General features: G+C 54.6%; 15 protein-coding genes and 1 riboswitch. Of the genes, 14 read left to right on the top strand and 1 reads right to left on the bottom strand.

Going from position 1 to position 17,287, the window contains the following annotated elements; genetic code table 11:
* Nucleotides 1-41 precede the first annotated feature (41 nt).
* The 12 genes from AC58P5_RS17725 to AC58P5_RS17780 all read left to right on the top strand — a co-directional run bounded on the left by AC58P5_RS17725 (nt 42) and on the right by AC58P5_RS17780 (nt 14,015).
* Nucleotides 42-1,676, top strand: a complete 1,635-nt coding sequence (locus AC58P5_RS17725) for a TolB family protein (protein WP_497388751.1) — start codon at nt 42-44, stop codon at nt 1,674-1,676.
* 141 nt (nt 1,677-1,817) lie between these two features.
* Complete coding sequence (locus AC58P5_RS17730; RefSeq protein ID WP_497388753.1) at nt 1,818-3,734, top strand: ATP-dependent DNA helicase; 1,917 nt, start codon at nt 1,818-1,820, stop codon at nt 3,732-3,734.
* An 87-nt stretch (nt 3,735-3,821) separates the two neighbouring features.
* A riboswitch (cobalamin riboswitch) is annotated at nt 3,822-4,023 on the top strand.
* A 99-nt stretch (nt 4,024-4,122) separates the two neighbouring features.
* On the top strand, nt 4,123-5,304 hold the full coding sequence (locus tag AC58P5_RS17735; protein WP_497388755.1) for a FecCD family ABC transporter permease: 1,182 nt from the start codon (nt 4,123-4,125) through the stop codon (nt 5,302-5,304).
* Nucleotides 5,301-6,089 carry an ABC transporter ATP-binding protein gene (locus AC58P5_RS17740; RefSeq protein ID WP_497388757.1) on the top strand — a complete coding sequence of 263 codons (789 nt, stop codon included), beginning with the start codon at nt 5,301-5,303 and terminating at the stop codon, nt 6,087-6,089. The genes AC58P5_RS17735 and AC58P5_RS17740 overlap by 4 nt, the downstream gene beginning before the upstream one ends.
* 23 nt (nt 6,090-6,112) lie before the next feature.
* Nucleotides 6,113-7,120, top strand: a complete 1,008-nt coding sequence (locus tag AC58P5_RS17745) for an ABC transporter substrate-binding protein (RefSeq protein WP_497389109.1) — start codon at nt 6,113-6,115, stop codon at nt 7,118-7,120.
* 226 nt (nt 7,121-7,346) lie between these two features.
* Complete coding sequence (locus AC58P5_RS17750) at nt 7,347-8,261, top strand: hypothetical protein (protein ID WP_497388759.1); 915 nt, start codon at nt 7,347-7,349, stop codon at nt 8,259-8,261.
* 90 nt (nt 8,262-8,351) lie between these two features.
* Nucleotides 8,352-9,089, top strand: a complete 738-nt coding sequence (locus AC58P5_RS17755; RefSeq protein WP_497388761.1) for an ABC transporter ATP-binding protein — start codon at nt 8,352-8,354, stop codon at nt 9,087-9,089.
* Nucleotides 9,082-9,828, top strand: coding sequence for an ABC transporter permease subunit (locus tag AC58P5_RS17760; protein WP_497388763.1), 747 nt, complete (start codon nt 9,082-9,084; stop codon nt 9,826-9,828). The genes AC58P5_RS17755 and AC58P5_RS17760 overlap by 8 nt, the downstream gene beginning before the upstream one ends.
* Nucleotides 9,829-9,842: 14 nt before the next feature.
* Nucleotides 9,843-11,315 carry a sensor histidine kinase gene (locus AC58P5_RS17765; protein ID WP_497388765.1) on the top strand — a complete coding sequence of 491 codons (1,473 nt, stop codon included), beginning with the start codon at nt 9,843-9,845 and terminating at the stop codon, nt 11,313-11,315.
* Entirely contained in the window at nt 11,312-11,998 is a 687-nt protein-coding gene (locus AC58P5_RS17770) for a response regulator transcription factor (protein ID WP_497388767.1), read from the top strand. Before AC58P5_RS17765 ends, AC58P5_RS17770 begins: the two co-directional genes overlap by 4 nt.
* A gap of 149 nt (nt 11,999-12,147) precedes the next feature.
* The gene (locus AC58P5_RS17775; RefSeq protein ID WP_497388769.1) at nt 12,148-12,459 is read left to right on the top strand and encodes a KGG domain-containing protein; all 312 of its coding nucleotides are present in this window, start codon (nt 12,148-12,150) and stop codon (nt 12,457-12,459) included.
* Between the two features lie 314 nt (nt 12,460-12,773).
* Nucleotides 12,774-14,015, top strand: a complete 1,242-nt coding sequence (locus AC58P5_RS17780; protein ID WP_497388771.1) for an MFS transporter — start codon at nt 12,774-12,776, stop codon at nt 14,013-14,015.
* A 143-nt stretch (nt 14,016-14,158) separates the two neighbouring features.
* Here the strand turns inward: AC58P5_RS17780 and AC58P5_RS17785 are convergent, their stop codons facing one another.
* The gene (locus tag AC58P5_RS17785) at nt 14,159-15,055 is read right to left on the bottom strand and encodes a LysR family transcriptional regulator (protein ID WP_497388773.1); all 897 of its coding nucleotides are present in this window, start codon (nt 15,053-15,055) and stop codon (nt 14,159-14,161) included.
* A 162-nt stretch (nt 15,056-15,217) separates the two neighbouring features.
* On the opposite strand from AC58P5_RS17785, the gene AC58P5_RS17790 reads away from it, so the two are divergent.
* On the top strand, nt 15,218-15,970 hold the full coding sequence (locus AC58P5_RS17790; RefSeq protein WP_497388775.1) for an SDR family NAD(P)-dependent oxidoreductase: 753 nt from the start codon (nt 15,218-15,220) through the stop codon (nt 15,968-15,970).
* Nucleotides 15,971-16,140: 170 nt separating this feature from the next.
* Nucleotides 16,141-17,118, top strand: a complete 978-nt coding sequence (locus AC58P5_RS17795) for a GNAT family N-acetyltransferase (RefSeq protein ID WP_497388777.1) — start codon at nt 16,141-16,143, stop codon at nt 17,116-17,118.
* The last annotated feature ends 169 nt before the right edge of the window (nt 17,119-17,287 follow it).

Here is a 17,287-nt window from a genome sequence, read left to right on the forward strand (position 1 = left end):
AGTCTAGAGGGTAGAACTTTTGAAAGGTGGAAAACGCACTCATGAAAACGGCATTTCTGCTGGCTTTCCTTCTTGCAGTCAATACGATCTCCACTTCCGTTCCGGAATCGGCTTCGGGAATGAACGCCAACACGGAGAAACGGGAAATTCGGCAGGTGGAAGCGGGATTGCTCCCTCAGCCGTCTTCTCAGGAACCCGGCGTGCCAGCTTCGGGAACTATCACAGTTCCGAGCTCTCTGAACGTGAGCCTGGAAGAGACAAAAAGCGGCTTCCGGCTGAAACTGGCCGAAGAGGAGAACACGACGGCAACCGTGATGCAGTCTCTCATTTCCCCCGATGACGGAAAAACCGTCCTGCACCTCGTCCGGAGAACAGCTCCGGCCGAAGGAGGAACCCGGTACCGGCTCGATCTCGTAGCCGTGCAGCCTGCGAAGAAGACGTTCAAGGTGTTTCCGTTTGCCGATCTGCGGATGAGCGACACCTACTCAACCGATTCGCTGGCCATGATGTACGGTTTCCGGGACGACTCACATCTCGTTATGATCCAGCCTGTCGGGAAAGCGGGCGGAGCAGGAATCGGCTACCGGATCGTTTCGCTGGACGTTGGAAGCGGACGGCTTCGTGAGCTGGCGGCCAACGTCCCTCCCGATCTGTCTCCCGATTTTCTGGCATCCGGCTGGTTAAACGCGGACGGAAGCAAGCTGTACTTGAACAGCTACCGCGGGGGCAAGCTGTGGATCGCAGACCTTGCGCGCGGAGGAGTTAAAGCACTCGACGGCACTTTCAGCCACTCGTGGCCGGTGTTCCGCTTGTTCAAATCGCCGGACGGGGAGCGCTTCTGGTATGAGAAGGACGGATACCGGCTGTATGACGGCAAAGGCGTCAAGCTGGCCGAACTGCCGGCGGATACCGGCTTGCATTCGAACCCGGCGTTCAAATGGAGCCCGGACAGCCGCTACGCCGCTTACGAGTATACGTTCACGAACAGCGAAGAGAACGTGATAGGCGGAGAAGATTACAAGGTCATCGCTCCGCAAGGTATCAAGATTTTCGGCCGGGACGGAAAACCGGCGTGGAGTACCGATGCGCGCGAGTTGAAGCACGGGGACCGGCTGGAACTTCGCGGCTGGATCGGCGGCAGCGGCGAAAGCCTCAGCAGCGTCGTAAGCACCGCAAGTGCCGGTAACCACGAGGGAAGCAGCGGCGCCGCAAGCGCAGGAAGCCTCGACGCGGCCGTGCTGCGCAGCTACACCGTGGAGCGAGCGGAAGACCGCGAGCCGAGGAAAACGGACTCGGTCTACCATCTCGTACAGCCCGCAACCGGGAAGCTGACGAAGTTAAGCGAGGCGCAGCTTGCCGATTTGCATAATCCGCAGGCCGTCCTGGGAGAATCCGGCGCGCTGATGCTGGTGGATGCCGGGAGCGCCCGCTATACGATTATCGGCGACGAGACGGATTCGCAGCGGACGGTGAAGCTGCTCCTGTCATCGGACCCGAAGCGGCTGCTCTGGGCGCAAACCGACTACGTTAAAGACAACGTGACGATAACCGCGTATGACATTGCGTCGAAAAGGGCCCGGACAATCGAAACGAAAGATCTGTCGGCGGGAGACCTGCAAGCGGCCGGTAAGGAATATGTTATCGATTCCGAGCTTGGCTACCTCAAACTTCGTTGACTGAGCCAGCAAGTTTGAACCATAAAATCCGCCTGCGGGCGGATTTTATTTTGCGCTTCTAAGAAAAGGAGGATTCGCTCGGGGGTCTTTTGCGGTATAATGGACAGATGTACGTAACGATGATGTGGAGGCACGGCCAGATTGAGAAATTATCCATTTGCATTTGATCCGACAAAACCTTTCGTTCAGCAGGCAAGCGACTGGATTGCCGACGTGTTTTACGAGCTTCTGCCGGAAGCCGGTTTTGAAGTGAGAGATGAACAAATCTATATGGCGTTTCAGCTGGAGAGGGCTTACCAGGAGAAACAGACCATCTTTGCGGAAGCGGGAGTGGGAACCGGGAAAACGCTGGTGTACCTGCTCTACGCTCTTACTTATGCCCGCTACACGAGGAAGCCCGCGATTATCGCGTGTGCGGACGAGTCGCTGATCGAGCAGCTGGTCAAACCCGAAGGGGATATCGCCAAGCTTGCCCGGCATCTCGATCTGACGATTGACGCCCGGATGGGCAAGTCGCAGCACCAGTACATCTGCCTGAATAAACTGGACGATACCCGGGGCGGCGGCTCCGACGATGAGGAAGTCTTCAGCGAGATTTATCACGGCCTTCCCGCGTTCGTCCACTATCCGGATACGCTTCAGTCCTTCTTTCCGTACGGCAACCGTAAGGAGTACCCGGAGTTGACGGACGAGCAGTGGGGCCGGATCGGCTGGGACGTGTTCCAGGACTGCCTCGTCTGCAGCCAGCGCCACCGCTGCGGCCAGACGTTGTCGCGCGAGCATTACCGCAAGTCCGCCGACCTGATTATTTGTTCCCATGACTTCTACATGGAGCATGTCTGGACCTACGAGGCCAGAAAACGGGAAGGCCAGCTGCCTCTTCTGCCGGAGCACAGCTCCGTCGTTTTCGATGAAGGGCATCTGCTTGAAACGGCCGCGCAGAACGCGCTCACCTACAAATTGAAGCATTCGGTATTCGAAAGCATCGTCATCCGGCTGCTGGAAGGCGAGGTTAGAGAAACGCTCGCGCTGGCCATCGAGGAAGCCATCGTCCAGAGTGAAACGCTGTTCCGTGTGCTGGAAACCGGCAGTTATTCCGTCCCGGCCTCGGATCGGAAGGAATTCGCCTGGAGCGAGGAGTTGAAGCGGGAAGTAAGCCGGTTCCGGCAGTTGATCGACGTGATCGAGGAAGAACTCGTATTCGAGAGCGGACTGTCCACGCTGGATGATTACCAGCTCAAAATCGTCGAGGAGCACCTGGAAATGATTCAGCTTGCTTTGAGTTTGTTCGATAAGCCGGGTCAGCTCATTTCATGGGTTACCGAGGATTCCGACGGCATTACCCTTGTCATTATGCCGAAAATGGTCAAGGAAATTTTAAGAGACCGCGTGTTCTCGAAAAAAATGCCGGTCGTGTTTTCTTCCGCGACCTTGTCCGTCAACGGCTCTTTCGACTATATGGCGGGCAGTCTGGGCATCGAAAGCTTCCTATCGTTCTCCGTCCCTTCACCTTACGATTACAGCGCTCAAATGAAGGCGAGCCTGTATCCCGATAAGCCGGAAGAGGACAAAACCGGTCGGGTTCTGGAACTGCTCCAGGAATCCGACGGCCGGGCGCTTATCTTGTTCCCGTCCCGCGAGGCGCTGGGAACCTTCAGACGGAGCTTGGCGCTGTATCCCGAGTCTGCCGCTTACCGGTTTTTGTTTGAAGGCTCGGCGGAAATCAGCCACCTCATTTCGTCGTTCCAAAACGATGAGGAAAGTGTCCTCTGCGCGGTAACGTTGTGGGAAGGGCTTGATATACCGGGACCATCCTTGTCCCATGTGATCGTCTGGGAGCTTCCGTTTCCTCCGGACGATCCCGTCTTCGCGGCCAAGCGGAAAGATTCGGCTCAGCCGTACGAAGACGTAGACATGCCGTACATGCTGCTCCGTCTGAGGCAGGGCATCGGGCGGTTGATCCGCTCACGCGATGACCGGGGCATGGTATCCGTTCTCGGTCGCGATCTGGATAATCCCGCTGTCAGAGAACAGATCCGGGGGCTTCTGCCGGATTGATCGGGATGGTAATTGTTGCCGATTTCGGGCTTATCCGCTATGATAGACAAGATACTTCCGGTTCGTATTCCGGCCGGACGATGATGAATTGAATAATTCGGTACAGGTGCTTGCCGCTGGAATTTTAACGCGGTACAGCTTAATAGGGAAGTCCGGTGCAATACCGGCGCGGTCCCGCCACTGTAACAGAAGAGTCGCAGCAACGAGTGTCACTGGTATCCGTACCGGGAAGACTGCTGCCGATGATGACGCTGATAGCCAGGAGACCTGCCTGTATCCGTAACACGATCAACCTACGGGAGATAGGGAGGTGTTAGATGCGTTCTGTACCGAAATCACGGGCGTCTTTCCCTTTGTCTGCCAACGAAGGGGGGGGGCGCCTTTTTGCATGGGCAGCCCTAAATATATCAACGGTCGAGGTGAGAATTTGCAATCGGTTTGCAATAAAGAAACGGTACGGGAGTCGGGGGAGGCCGGGGGCTCTCAGGGCTCATCCGCCAAAAAATACGGAACGGCACGCGGGCAAACGGCCTTTCCGCTCCTGCTGGGCGGCTTGTCGCTTTTCCTTCTGATCTCCGTGACGGCTGCCGTCATGCTCGGTTCCGTACGGATCGAGCCCGTCACGGTCTGGAAAATCGCTTTTTCGCATATGCCGGGATTCGGAAGCCTGATCGAACACGATTGGACGAAAGCGCAGGAGCAAATTATTTGGAACATCCGCTTTCCCCGCGTTCTGCTCGGTCTCGTGGTAGGGGCGGGCCTGTCCGCAGTCGGGGTGACGATCCAGGCGCTAATCCGCAATTCGCTCGGCGACCCTTACATACTCGGGGTATCGTCCGGTTCGTCGGTTGCGGCTACCCTTGTTCTGCTGTTCGGAGGATTCTCGTTTCTGGGCGCTTACGCACTGCCGGTATCGGCCTTTATCGGCTCCCTCATCGCCATGGCGCTTGTCTTTACCTTCGCGAGGGTCGGGGGCCGCATTTCGACTACCCGGCTGCTGCTTGCGGGAACCGCCGTTGCGAGCATGATGTCGGCGTTTACGAGCTTCATCGTCACGATGGCGCCGAACGCCCAGGGCATCCGCTCCGTCGTGTACTGGCTGATGGGCAGCTTGGCCGGCGCCAAGTGGGAATACCTCACCGCACCGGCTCTGATCGTAGTGTCCGGTATCCTTTTCCTGCTCTTTCAGCATCGGTCCTTAAACGCTCTTCTCGTGGGCGAAGGCGCGGCGGGAACGATGGGGGTCAATGTGCCGGCGTTCCGGACCTGTCTTGTGATCGTGACCGCGCTGATTACGGGAACGATCGTGTCCGTCAGCGGCTCGATCGGTTTTGTCGGCCTGATGATCCCCCATATCGTCCGGCTGATGATCGGCTCCGACCACCGCAAGGTGCTTCCGGTCAGCGTCCTTTTCGGGGCCGTCTACGTCATATGGGCCGACGTTCTGGCCAGGCTCGTGCTTGCGCCGGAAGAACTGCCGATCGGCATCGTTACGGCGATTTGCGGAGGCCCGTTCTTCATCTGGCTGCTCCGCAGAAGCTCATACGCATTCGGAGGAACTTCAAAATGAACCTGGAAGCAAATCATCTTTCCTTGAGCATAAGTGCCAGGAAAATTCTCGACTCCGTAAACCTTGCCGTCCGCGAAGGCGAGTTTATCGGCCTGATCGGCCCGAACGGGAGCGGGAAATCGACCCTGCTCAAAACGCTCTACCGTGAGCTTAAGCCGGACGCGGGACAGGTGCTTCTGGATGAGCGGGAACTGCTGAACATGCCTTACAAAAAAGCGGCCGAACTGATGGCCGTCGTCAGCCAAGAATCTTCTGTCGAATTCGACTTCAGCGTCGCCGACATGGTTCTGATGGGAAGATATCCCCACAAGAAATGGTACGAAAGCGATACGGAGGCGGACCGGGAAATTTGCTTTCGCGCCTTGGAGACAGTGGGACTCGGTCCATTCGGAGAACGCAGCTTTGCGACCTTGTCCGGTGGCGAGAAGCAGCGGGTGCTTATCGCCCGGGCACTGGCGCAGCAGGCGAAGTTCTTGATTCTGGACGAGCCGACGAACCACCTGGATATCCGCTACCAGCTGCAGATCATGGAGCTTGTCCGCTCCCTGGGCATGACGACGCTGGCCGCCCTTCACGATCTGAACATGGCCGCATACTATTGCGACCGTCTCTACATCATCAGCGAGGGAAAGATTGCGGCGGAAGGAACGCCCGCCGATCTTCTCGTCCCTGCTGTTCTCCGGGACATATTCGGCGTTCACGCCGAGGTGAATCTGCACGCCCTGACGGGCAAGCCGGTCATTACGTATTTGCCGGAATCTCTTTTTAACGCCGGAATAAAATAGACGGAGGAATTCTTTTGAACCTTATGCGATCTCTTAAACTTTCTTTATTCGTATGCCTGACTCTTGTTTGCATGGCCGCTCTAAGCGCCTGCTCCGCTGCTGACTCCACCAAAGAACTTGTCCCGAGAGGTGCTGTGGAGACAACGGAAACACCGGCGGCTGCCGTAGATTTGGATAATATGGGGCAGAAGCTTCATTTTACGGAAGCGCCTAAACGGGCCGTGACACTAAATCAGCACGCTACGGAAGTGATGCTTGCGCTTGGCCTGGAGAAAAACATGGCCGGCACCGCTTACCTGGACGATCAGATCCTCCCGGAGCTGCAGGAAGCTTACAAGCGGGTTCCCGTGCTCGCCAAAACATATCCGTCCAAGGAAGTTTTCGCGGAGGCCGCTCCGGATTTTGCCTATGCGGGCTGGAAGAGCGCCTTTACGGAGAAAAGTCTGGGTACCCGGGAAGAACTCGCCAAGCAGGGGGTTCAGACTTACCTGCAGGAATCTTCCAATAAGACCGCTCCGACTCTGGACGATGTGTACCGGGATATTTTGAATATCGGCCGCATTTTCCGGGTGGAGGCTAAAGCGAATGAGCTCGTGGACGGCATGAAGCAGCGCTTGAAAGACATTCAGGAGCAAATCGGCACAGTCGATACTCCTCTGAAAGTGTTCATTTACGACAACGGGGAAGACAAAGCATTTACGGCGGCCAACACGTACATTACGAGCCTGATCAACATGATCGGCGGTAAAAATATTTTCGACGACATTCAGAAAAGCTGGGTCGAAGTCAGCTGGGAAGAGGTGGTCAGCCGCAATCCGGACGTGATTGTCATCATGGATTACGGCGATACGCCGGTAGAGAAGAAGAAAGAGCTTCTCCTGGGTAAAAGGGAGCTGGCCGATATTCCGGCCATCAAGAACAAGCGGCTGCTCGTTCTCCCTCTGTCGGCCGCTTCCGAAGGAATCCGCGCACCGATCGCTCTGCAGACGCTGGCGGAAGGGTTATATCCGGATAAAGTACATAAAAAATAAGTTTTCTCTAGCTATCCAGCCTTTGGGCAATACCGTTTAGAGTCCCTGACCGAATATGGAATGAAATGAGCCCCTGCGAAAGGGGCTTTTTTTTGTATATTTTGAATCTAAAAGGATAACGGGGAAGTGATTTAAGAAAGTTTTAATAGATGCTTCATAAGGGGTTTATTTTTTAGGCCTATGATGACAGTGGCAGTTAAATACGGAATCGTTCAGGAGGATGAATATGAACAAGAAATGGCTTGTGCTGGGAAGTGTAATCGGAATCAGCAGTCTCATGATGGCCACGACGGGAATTAATGCCATGGCCGGAACTTCGGGGTACGACGCCTATAAGTCGGCCTTGAAGAACACGAAAACAGTCAAAAGCGTGACCGTTCAGGCGGCAGGATCTTTGCGGGACAACGGAAACGCGGCTCTGAGTGCAAACGGGACATTTAAAATGAGCCGGGAAGGCGGCTCGGCAAGCGGTGCGGGTGAAGTTTCCGCAGGAGGCGCGAAACAAACGCTTCAATTTTACAAGCAGGGTGAGCAAGCCATCTTCAAACCCGGAAGCAGCGATGTGTACTATGTGAAAGATGCGGCTGGCAAAACGCACAAGCGGTTTAAAGATTCCGCAGAAAAGGAAATGCCGCAGCAGGTGGAAACCGTAATCGACGCGCTGGTCGGAAATCTGAAAGATTATGTGGCCGTCGATGTAAAGAACGACGGAAGCAAACGCGTATCGGTACAGCTCGACAGTGCCCAGCTGCCGGCTGTCGTCCAGGCGATTGCACCGATTGCCATCAAGCAGGCGTCCAAAGAACACGGCGGGCCGGAGAAGAAAGCAAGCGCGCCGGAAACTCCGTTCGGCAAAGATTTTCTAAAGGGCGCCGCTCCCGAGCTGACCGAGGATATTCGCATAGAGAAAGTCGCCGTTAACGCGACGATCAGTCCGTCGAACTATATTCAGCACCAAGAGGCGGAACTGACCGTATCCGGCAAGGACGCCGGGGGCCAAGCTCATCAGGTTGTCGTTCATCTTCAAGCGGATCTGTCCGGGTACGATAGCACCACGCCGGATACGGTGGACCTGAACGGCAAGAACGTCCAGCCGATCCAATCCGAGCACCGGAATAAGTGGCAGGGAAAAAACGGCTGATCCAGCCGCATCTGGTTTCGTTCGCAGCCGGTGGACCCGGGTAACCGGCCGTCTGCCGGCTGCCGGACGATGAGGGAAGAGGTCATAAGGATGGAACTTATTTTGGAAGCCTGCGGCTTAACCAAGCTTTACCGCGGAAGCGGACGCGGAATAAGAGATGTAAGCCTGCGGCTGGAGGCTGGCGATGTCTACGGGCTGCTCGGCCCGAACGGAGCCGGAAAGACGACGCTCCTGAAGCTGATCACGGGTCTGATCCGGGTCGACAGCGGTACGGTCACCCTGTTTGGCGCCGACAGGACTCTCCATCACGAGCAGGCGATGGCGAATGTCGGCTGCATGATCGAATCGGCCGACTTTCCCGATTTTCTGACGGCTTGGCAGTATCTTCAGCAGTCCGCGCGTTTTTATCCGGGAGTGACAGGACAGCGGATGGAGGAGGTGCTGGATACCGTGGGACTGCTTCAAGTACGGCAGGAGAAAATCAAAGGCTTCTCGACAGGCATGAAACAGAAACTGGCCTTGGCCGCCGCCGTTTTGCCGAAGCCGAAGCTTGTCCTGCTGGATGAGCCTACGAACGGTCTGGATATCGAGGGTACCGTGATGTTCCGCAGGCTGATCCGCAAGATGTCGGCCGAAGAAGGAACCTCGTTCCTTATTTCCAGCCATATGATCCACGAGCTCGAGCAGCTTTGCAGCCGGGCAGGGATTTTGGACGGAGGCAGCCTGAACAGAGAGGCGGCTGTATCCGATTTGCTGCTCGGAGGCCGGACGCTCGAAGGGTTTTACATGGAAGAAATACAGAACAGGGGGGAGCTTCAAGGTGCATAGATGGAAAGCGGGTTACGTGAACGAGCTTTATTTGCTGCTGTATCGGAAAAAAACCGCTATCTTCGGGGTGGTCTCCGTACTGCTTCCGATTCTGCTTGCTGTCTCGTTACAGGCGCTTCAGCCTGTGCTGGGGTTGCTGGCGGTCAGCCAGTCTTTTCCGGTTCAGATGCTCGGTTTCTACACGGCGCTGTGGATTCCCCTCATTATTTTGACGCTTACGGGCGACCAGTTTCCTCACGAAGTCGCCTCAAGGACGCTTAAACTCTCTTTTCTGCGTCCCAACACACGCTTTCACGTATTCAGCACGAAGGTGGCCGCTCAGGGATCCGCCGTTGCTCTACTGCTGGTGCTGCTCTTTGTGGTCACGCTGCTGTGCAATATGTTCGCGGGAACGCCCCTCGGCATAGACGAAGGATTGGCCGCTGCCATAGCGTATCTGGCCGCTTTTGCCGCAATGCTTGCCCTGTCGGCCGTGTTTGTTTTTGCCGCACAGTTTTTCAAAAGCGCCAGCGGATTCGTCGTCTTCGGCATTGCTTTGTATGCGGCCGCCAAGCTGGCTCCATTCCTCGTCCAGTCGTTTTCGGCGTTCTCGCCCATGTCCTACACCGATTGGCATCTGCTTTGGCTGAACGACGGCGTCCCGGCGGGAAGACGGATGACGGCTTCTCTGTTCCTGCTTTCCAGCAGCCTCTTGTTTTTTGCTCTCGGTTATTATAAATTTGATCGAAAAGAAGTGTGAACGGGGAAAAGCCTATGTCAATCCGTTTCAAGCTGCTGCTTTCTTATGCCGCGATGCTTGTTATCCCGCTCGTCATGATGCTCATAACGGCGATGCTTCTCGTCGTGGTGTTCCGCGGGGATTTGCAGTCGATCAAAGACCAGCACGGCGAAGGCCGATTCGAGAACCGCAGCATCGAACGGCTGCTCAAAGAAATCAGACGTACCACGGAAATTAACCCCGAGGCTTGGACGGATACGTCTTACCTGAAGGAAATCGACGGGGAGCTGCAGCGGAACCAGTCCAATCTCGTTTTGCGCAAAGGCGATGAGATCGTCTATGCGGCGGCCTCCTTTCCTTATCCGGAGCTTCTTAAGAATCTGCCGGTATATGAGAGGCCGGGGAACGTGGCCATGTCCAGGCCCGAGCGGATCGGCAAGCAGCTTGTCGAAGTTTCTCATGCGGATTTCAAGTTTGAAAACGGTCAGAAAGGCAGCCTGTTCGTCGTGACGACTGTAAGCCCGTTCGTCACTTTCGCCCGGAAGTTTTTCCCGATCTTGTTTATCGCTTTAATCGTCATTCTCATTCTCACGCATACGCTGCTGACTTATTTCGTTTCACGGAGCATCATTAAACCGCTGAACACGCTGAAAGCCGCGATGAAACGGATAGAGGCCGGCGATCTGGATTCCCGGGTCGTGCCTTCGGGCAGAGATGAGATCGGCGAGCTGAGCGCGGCCTTCGAGCAGATGAGGAAGAAGCTTAAGGCATCCATCGAGACGCAGCTTCAATATGAAGAAAACCGCAAAGAGCTCATCTCGAATATTTCTCACGATATTCGTACACCGCTGACGGCCATACGAGGGTATGTGGAAGGGCTCGGGGACGGAATTGCGGATACCGAGGAAAAACGGGAGAAATATATCGGTATCATTACCTCCAAAGCGGAGGAGATGGATCACCTTATCGACGAGTTGTTTTTATACTCCAAACTCGATTTAAACCGGCTTCCGTTCAATTTCGAGGCCGTCGATCTGCACGCGTTTATCGAAGATTTATCTTCGGAGCTGGAGTTCGAGCTCGGCAAACAAGGCATCCGGTATTCGGCCGATATTAGGCTGAAGCCGCATACGGAACTGGCTATAGACCGCGATAAAATCAAGCGGGTTTTCGTGAATATCGTCGACAACAGCGTCAAATATATGAATAAGCCCGGTAAACAGATCGGGCTGAAGGTCCTGGGAAACGGGCAGGAGGTCCGCATCGAAATATCCGATAACGGCCGGGGCATCGATCCCGAATCTCTTCCGCATATCTTCGAGCGGTTTTACCGGGCCGATCCGTCGCGCAACAGCGATACCGGAGGCAGCGGCCTCGGTCTTGCCATTTCCAAGCAGATTATCGACGGCCACGGGGGCACGATCCGGGCAAGCAGCCTTCCGGACGAAGGCAGCTGCATTACGATCGTGCTTCCGATCCGGACGAATAAAGAGAGTGATTCCGTATGAAATCCATCCTGATCGTGGAAGACGAGCGGCTGATAGCCGAGCTGCAGAGAGATTACCTGGAGGTTCACGGATTCCGGGTCGAAATCGCGGTGGACGGGGAGAACGGACTGCGTCTCGGCTTAACCGGAGAGTACGATTTGATTCTCCTGGATCTCATGATTCCCCGCATCGGCGGGTTTGAGGTCTGCAGAAAAATCCGGGAAAAAAGAGACATTCCGATTCTGATGGTTACAGCCAAAAAAGAAGATATCGACATTATCCGGGGTCTGGGCCTCGGGGCCGACGATTACATCACCAAGCCGTTCAAGCCCGCCGAACTCGTCGCTCGTGTGAAAGCGCATTTGTCCCGTTACGAGCGGCTCATAGGCCCGCCTAAAAACAAGGAGGAAGTGTCCATCCGGGAGCTTGTGATCCAATTCGGTTCCCGCCGGGTCTTTCTGCGCGGCAGTGAAATTACGCTGACGACGAAGGAATTCGATCTGCTCTGGTTTCTCGCCCGGAATCCCAACCGTGTGTTCAGCAAGGATCATCTTTTCGAGAAATTGTGGGGCATGAATTCGCTCGGCGATTCTCAGACCGTTACCGTCCATATTAGGAAGCTGCGGGAGAAAATCGAGCCGGACTCTTCGAACTCCGAGTATATCGAAACCGTATGGGGTGCGGGCTACCGCTTCCGCTTATAGGATACGGAGCAAATTGAGCAGGAGGCGGTTGCGGCCTGCTTTTTTGTTTTTCGGGGAAAGCTTGTTTCAAATAATTGTCCAAGGGTAAATAAGACATAGGCAACGCCACAACGCCTAAAAAATTCAATACCTGTAAGGAGTGATTCAAAATGGCACGTAATGATGACAACAGAATGAGCCGTGAAGAAGCAGGACGTATAGGTGGAGAAACGACCTCCAAAAATCATGATAAAGACTTTTATCAGGAAATTGGCGAAAAAGGCGGCGAAGCTACATCCCGCAATCATGACAAAGATTTCTATCAGGAAATCGGTCAAAAAGGCGGCGAAGCACGCGGCAACAACGGAAATAACGGAAACGGCGGCAACGGCGGCAACAGTGGCGGCGACGGTAAAATGAGCCGCGAAGAAGCCGGACGCAAAGGCGGCGAAGCAAGAGCCCGCCAGCGTGACCGCGAATGAACTAGCCTCAGACAATCGGATACGTAAAGACCCTTATAATATAAGCTATGGAAAAAGTCCGCCGGGAAACCGGTGGGCTTTTTTAATTATAATCAAACTTTAACCTTTCTTTTTGGCAAACGCCCTTTATAATAGAAAGCAATCTATCCAGGAGGTGTCGTTCATGCAACAAAGCTCAATTGAAAACCCCGCGCAGAAAAGAACAACAACTAAACTAGTGGGGAAGACGGCACGTACGGAAAGCTTGCCGATGAGCGGATAAGTTGATTCGAAGAAAACGTGACGTGCCGTCTGCCTGAAAGGCGGACCGATTCATGAATGTACACGCGTCACAAGTTTATTTAAGATTAAAATTCGGCCTGGCACTGGCCAACAGTGTCATGTTTACAACGTATGCGGTGTATTTTATCCAGACGCTGGGTCTGACACTGCTGGAACTCCTGCTTGTCGGAACCGTATTGGAACTGACTGTGCTCCTGTTCGAAGGAATTACAGGAGTCGTGGCGGATACGTACGGCCGCAGAAAATCGGTCATCCTCGGGATGTTCGTGATGAGCGGCAGCTTTTTCCTGGAAGGCAGCGTGATAGGTGCCGGGATGGTCGTGCCCGCTATCTCGCTGTTTGTCTGGGTGCTTATTTCCGAAGCAATTCGCGGATTCGGAGAAACGTTTCTCAGCGGCGCGGATACCGCGTGGTTCGTGGACGAAGTCGGCGAAGAGCATGCGGGCCCGGTCTTTATGCGTGCGAAAAGATGGACGCTGACCGCGGCGCTGCTCGGAATCGGAATCAGCGTGGGACTTTCTACGCTGGCTACGAACCTGCCGTTTCTGGCAGGCGGCCTCTTATATGCGGTATTGGGGGTTTACCTCTTCCTTCATATGAAAGAGACCAAGTTCGTCCGTCAAGAGCGGCCGCCGGGAAGCGGTCCTTGGACGGAACTCAAGTCTACCTGGCTCACCGGTGCCAGAGAGATTTCCTCCCGGCCCGTCCTGCTGATGATGCTGGCGGTGACCGTATTCACCGGTGCGGCTTCCGAAGGCTATGACCGCCTGTGGGAAGCGCATCTTTTGAAGGAGATCACGTTTCCGGACGAACTGCCTTTATCCGCCGCCCTCTGGTTCGGGCTTATCTCCGTCCTGACGATCCTGCTAAGTATGCTTGCGATGTGGATCGCCGAGAAGCGGCTCGATACGACGGATGAACGCATGGTGTTCAAAAGCATGTTCGTGCTGACGGCGCTGCGGATCGCGGCCGTTCTGTCGTTCGCCTTCTCGCCGAATTTCGGCTGGGCTCTGGGGTCCCTGCTCGCCGTAGGGGTCATCGGAACGCTGAGCGCTCCGCTTTTCGAGACTTGGCTCAATCTCAATATCGAGAGCCGGGCGAGGGCGACGGTGCTCTCGATGATGAGCCAATCCGATGCGCTCGGCCAGACCGCGGGCGGTCCGTTCGTCGGCTGGATCGGCAGCCGGCTCTCCGTGCGCGCGTCGCTTACGACCGCTGCGGTCCTGCTGCTGCCCATCCTGTTCGTATTCGGACGCGTTCTTCGCAGACGATAGCGGCTCCGTTGTAAACGAAAAAACCTATGTCCATGGACATAGGTTTTTTTGACCGGATTATCCGGTATTCCTCTTATAGAAGAGTCATTCTCATTATGAAGGGTCATATTGAAAAAGGAAATTTGCGATCATCCTCCGGAATTTTACCGCCGCCTGTTAAGCTGCATTTTGAGCCGGTTGACGAAGAGATGGGCGGCTTGCGAATAGGGCTGTTCTTTGGGATGAACGCACCACAGGTACGAGGGCCGCTCGCCCGGAAGCTCCGCGTTCACCATCACGATATCGCCGTTTTTGTAATCCGGGTTCCCGTAAAACGTGTAATCCGTTCCGAGCGTAACGGCGATTCCTTCCCGGACCGCTTTCATGATCGCGTCGATATTGTTGCTCGTGAACAGCACATTCACGGAATCGCCGAGCGTGGCGATAAAACGGGCAATATACTCGTCATGATAAAGGACGAGCTGATGATCGGCCAACTGGCTCAACGTGAGCGATTTTGCCGAGGCCAGGGAGGAATACCGGCTCACGCCGACGACCATGCGCCCTTCGACAAGCGGCTCGGCATGCAGACATGCGTTTTTTTCCAGAATCGTATCCGGGAACAAAATAAACCCGATATCGACGCGGTTATGGCGCACATCCTCGATAATTTCTTTGGTGCCTTTTTCGATCATTTCCAGCCGGATGCCGGGAAAATCTTTTTTGAGTTCCGTCAGCGTATCGACTAGCAGAGAGACGGGGCCCGGAATCGTAGCCACGCGGAGCCTTGCGTTTTGCAGCTTCCCGTAGCTGTTCGCCTCGGCTTTCAGCTGATGAGCCTGGGTTAGAATAGCCGACGCTTTGCCGAGAATCATGTGCCCTTCCGGGGTCGGAACCGCTCCTATACGTGACCGGTTGAAGATGCGTACGCCGAGTTCTTTCTCCAGGATAGATATCGAGCGGCTGATTCCCGCTACCGTCATATGTTTATTTTGCGCAGCCTGGGTTAACGTTCCCGCCCGGGCTACTTCCACGATGAATTCCAGCTGTTCAAGATTCATTCCCAAGTCTCCTTGATGTTAACTTTTAGTTAAGGTTAATTAACTAATATGAAATATAATTAATCATGAGTATATGATACGATCTAATCAAGGTCAATGTGTGACAAAACGCACACCATCAACAGACATTCAAAACGAGATTTTTTTGGAGGCGTATCTTTTATGACAACCATTCAACGTGTAGCAGTAATCACAGGCGGCGCAAGCGGTATCGGCCAGCAAGCTTGTTTAAAATTCGCCCGCAAAGGCGACCGTGTCGTCGTAGCGGATTTCAATGAAGCGGGCGGTAAAGAAACCGTCGAGCAAATAAAAAAAGAAGGCGGAGAGGCAATCTTCGTCAAAGTCGACGTTTCCAGTCAGGAGAGCGTACAAGCCCTCGTAGAGGAAGCGGTTGCCCAGTACGGCCGTATCGACGTGATGTTCAACAATGCGGGAATCGGCGGGGCCGGACCCGTTTTGACTCAAAACATGGACTTGTATCACAAAACGATCGCCGTCAACCAGCACGGAGTCGCTTACGGTATTATGGCCGCAGGCAGCAAAATGAAAGAGCTCGGCATTAAAGGGGTGATCATCAACACCGCTTCGGTGTTCGGATTCCTCGCTTCTCCCGGAACCTTCGCCTACCATGCGACCAAAGGCGCCGTTATCATGATGTCGAAATCGGCGGCACTGGAGCTTGCTCCTCACGGCATTCGTGTCCTTGCGGTAGCGCCGGGCGCGGTGGATACACCGATCATCCAAGGCTTCAAAGATAACGGCATGCTCGAAAGCATGAAAGCCAAAGTGATGGGCGGCGAGCTGACAAAGCCGGAAACGGTAGCAAACTCCGTCTATCTGCTGTCGTTGGAAGAAGCGGACGCCATCAACGGCAGCGTAGTCATGGTCGATCAAGGATACGCATCGTTTAAATAAGCTTGATCATTCCCTTTTACGATCGGGGGAAGCCTCTCTTCACTAAGAAGAGGGGCTTTTTTTTATGAAATCTTCCCTCCCAAGTAAACTTTATGTAAAATCAATTTCACCCGTTTTATTGCCGATGACCGTGGTATGATTTGGGAAAATAGTCATGAAGGAGAAATGGTATGGTTATTACGATCCGAAACATGCATATACCCGAAGACTACGAAGGCACGGCCGTTTTGCTTAGTACCTATTATTCCGAGCCGATTACGGTACAGCGCATGCGCGAAGAGGATGCCGCGATTCCGCAGAAGGGTGCTTTGTCACGTGACGAGAATGGAAAACTGACCGGCCATGACCGCCAGCGTCTTGTGGCCGTAAACGAGTCGGGTAAAATTATCGGCTACGGCTGCTCCTGGCGGGCTCCCTGGACGACGCCTGGTACGTTGTACCAAAAGGTTCTCGTCGATCCCCAGGAACGGAAAAACGGCATAGGACGCGAAATTTACTCGAAGCTGGCAGCCTATGCGGACGCAAACGGGGCATATAAAATCGTAGGTATGGTCCGCGACGACGATCCGGATTCTCAAGCTTACATCACCGGACGCGGTTTTGTCAGGGACCGTCACCAGTTTGAATCCCTCATCGAATTGAACGGGCCGGCGCCGGAGGCAGATGACGGATCGGCAGACGCGCCGGAAGGGATCACGCTGACCACGCTGGCGCAAGTTTCAGGAGAAGAGATGGAGAAGCGGGTCTATGAGCTCTACCGAAAAACCTACCCCGACATTCCCGGCTCCGAGGGAGAATTTACGTGGTACAGCCAGTGGCGCAAAGAGACTCTGGAACGGGAAAGCTTCGATCCGTCGCTGTTTTTGCTCGCTTTGGACGGAGACGAACCGGTCGGAGCCGCCGAGCTGTATGAAATGAAGGAAACCAACAGCGTTTACAATCTCTATACATGTGTGGACCGGGAGTACAGAGGAAAAGGCATCGCTCTCGCACTCAAACGGACCTCTATCTCTTTGGCAAAAGAGCGGGGCTACGGGTACATCCGGACAAACAACGATTCCCAGAACGCGCCAATGCTGGCCATTAACCGGAAGCTCGGTTACGTGCCTGTCCCGGGCTATTATCGCATGTTTAAAATCCTCCAATAAACATCTCGTAGCCTGCCGGCTTTATCCGGCAGGCTTTTTGCCCGTTGGTGGCCAACAAGGGAAAGCTTACAAGTTTGTAAGCCGCTCCCTTGCATGTTGTCATGGAAATCGATGGGAGCATTCTCTGGAAACCGTTATGCTGGAAGCAATACGATACCAGTAAAGGAGA

It is taken from the genome of Paenibacillus sp. JT31N7, from assembly GCF_059692095.1.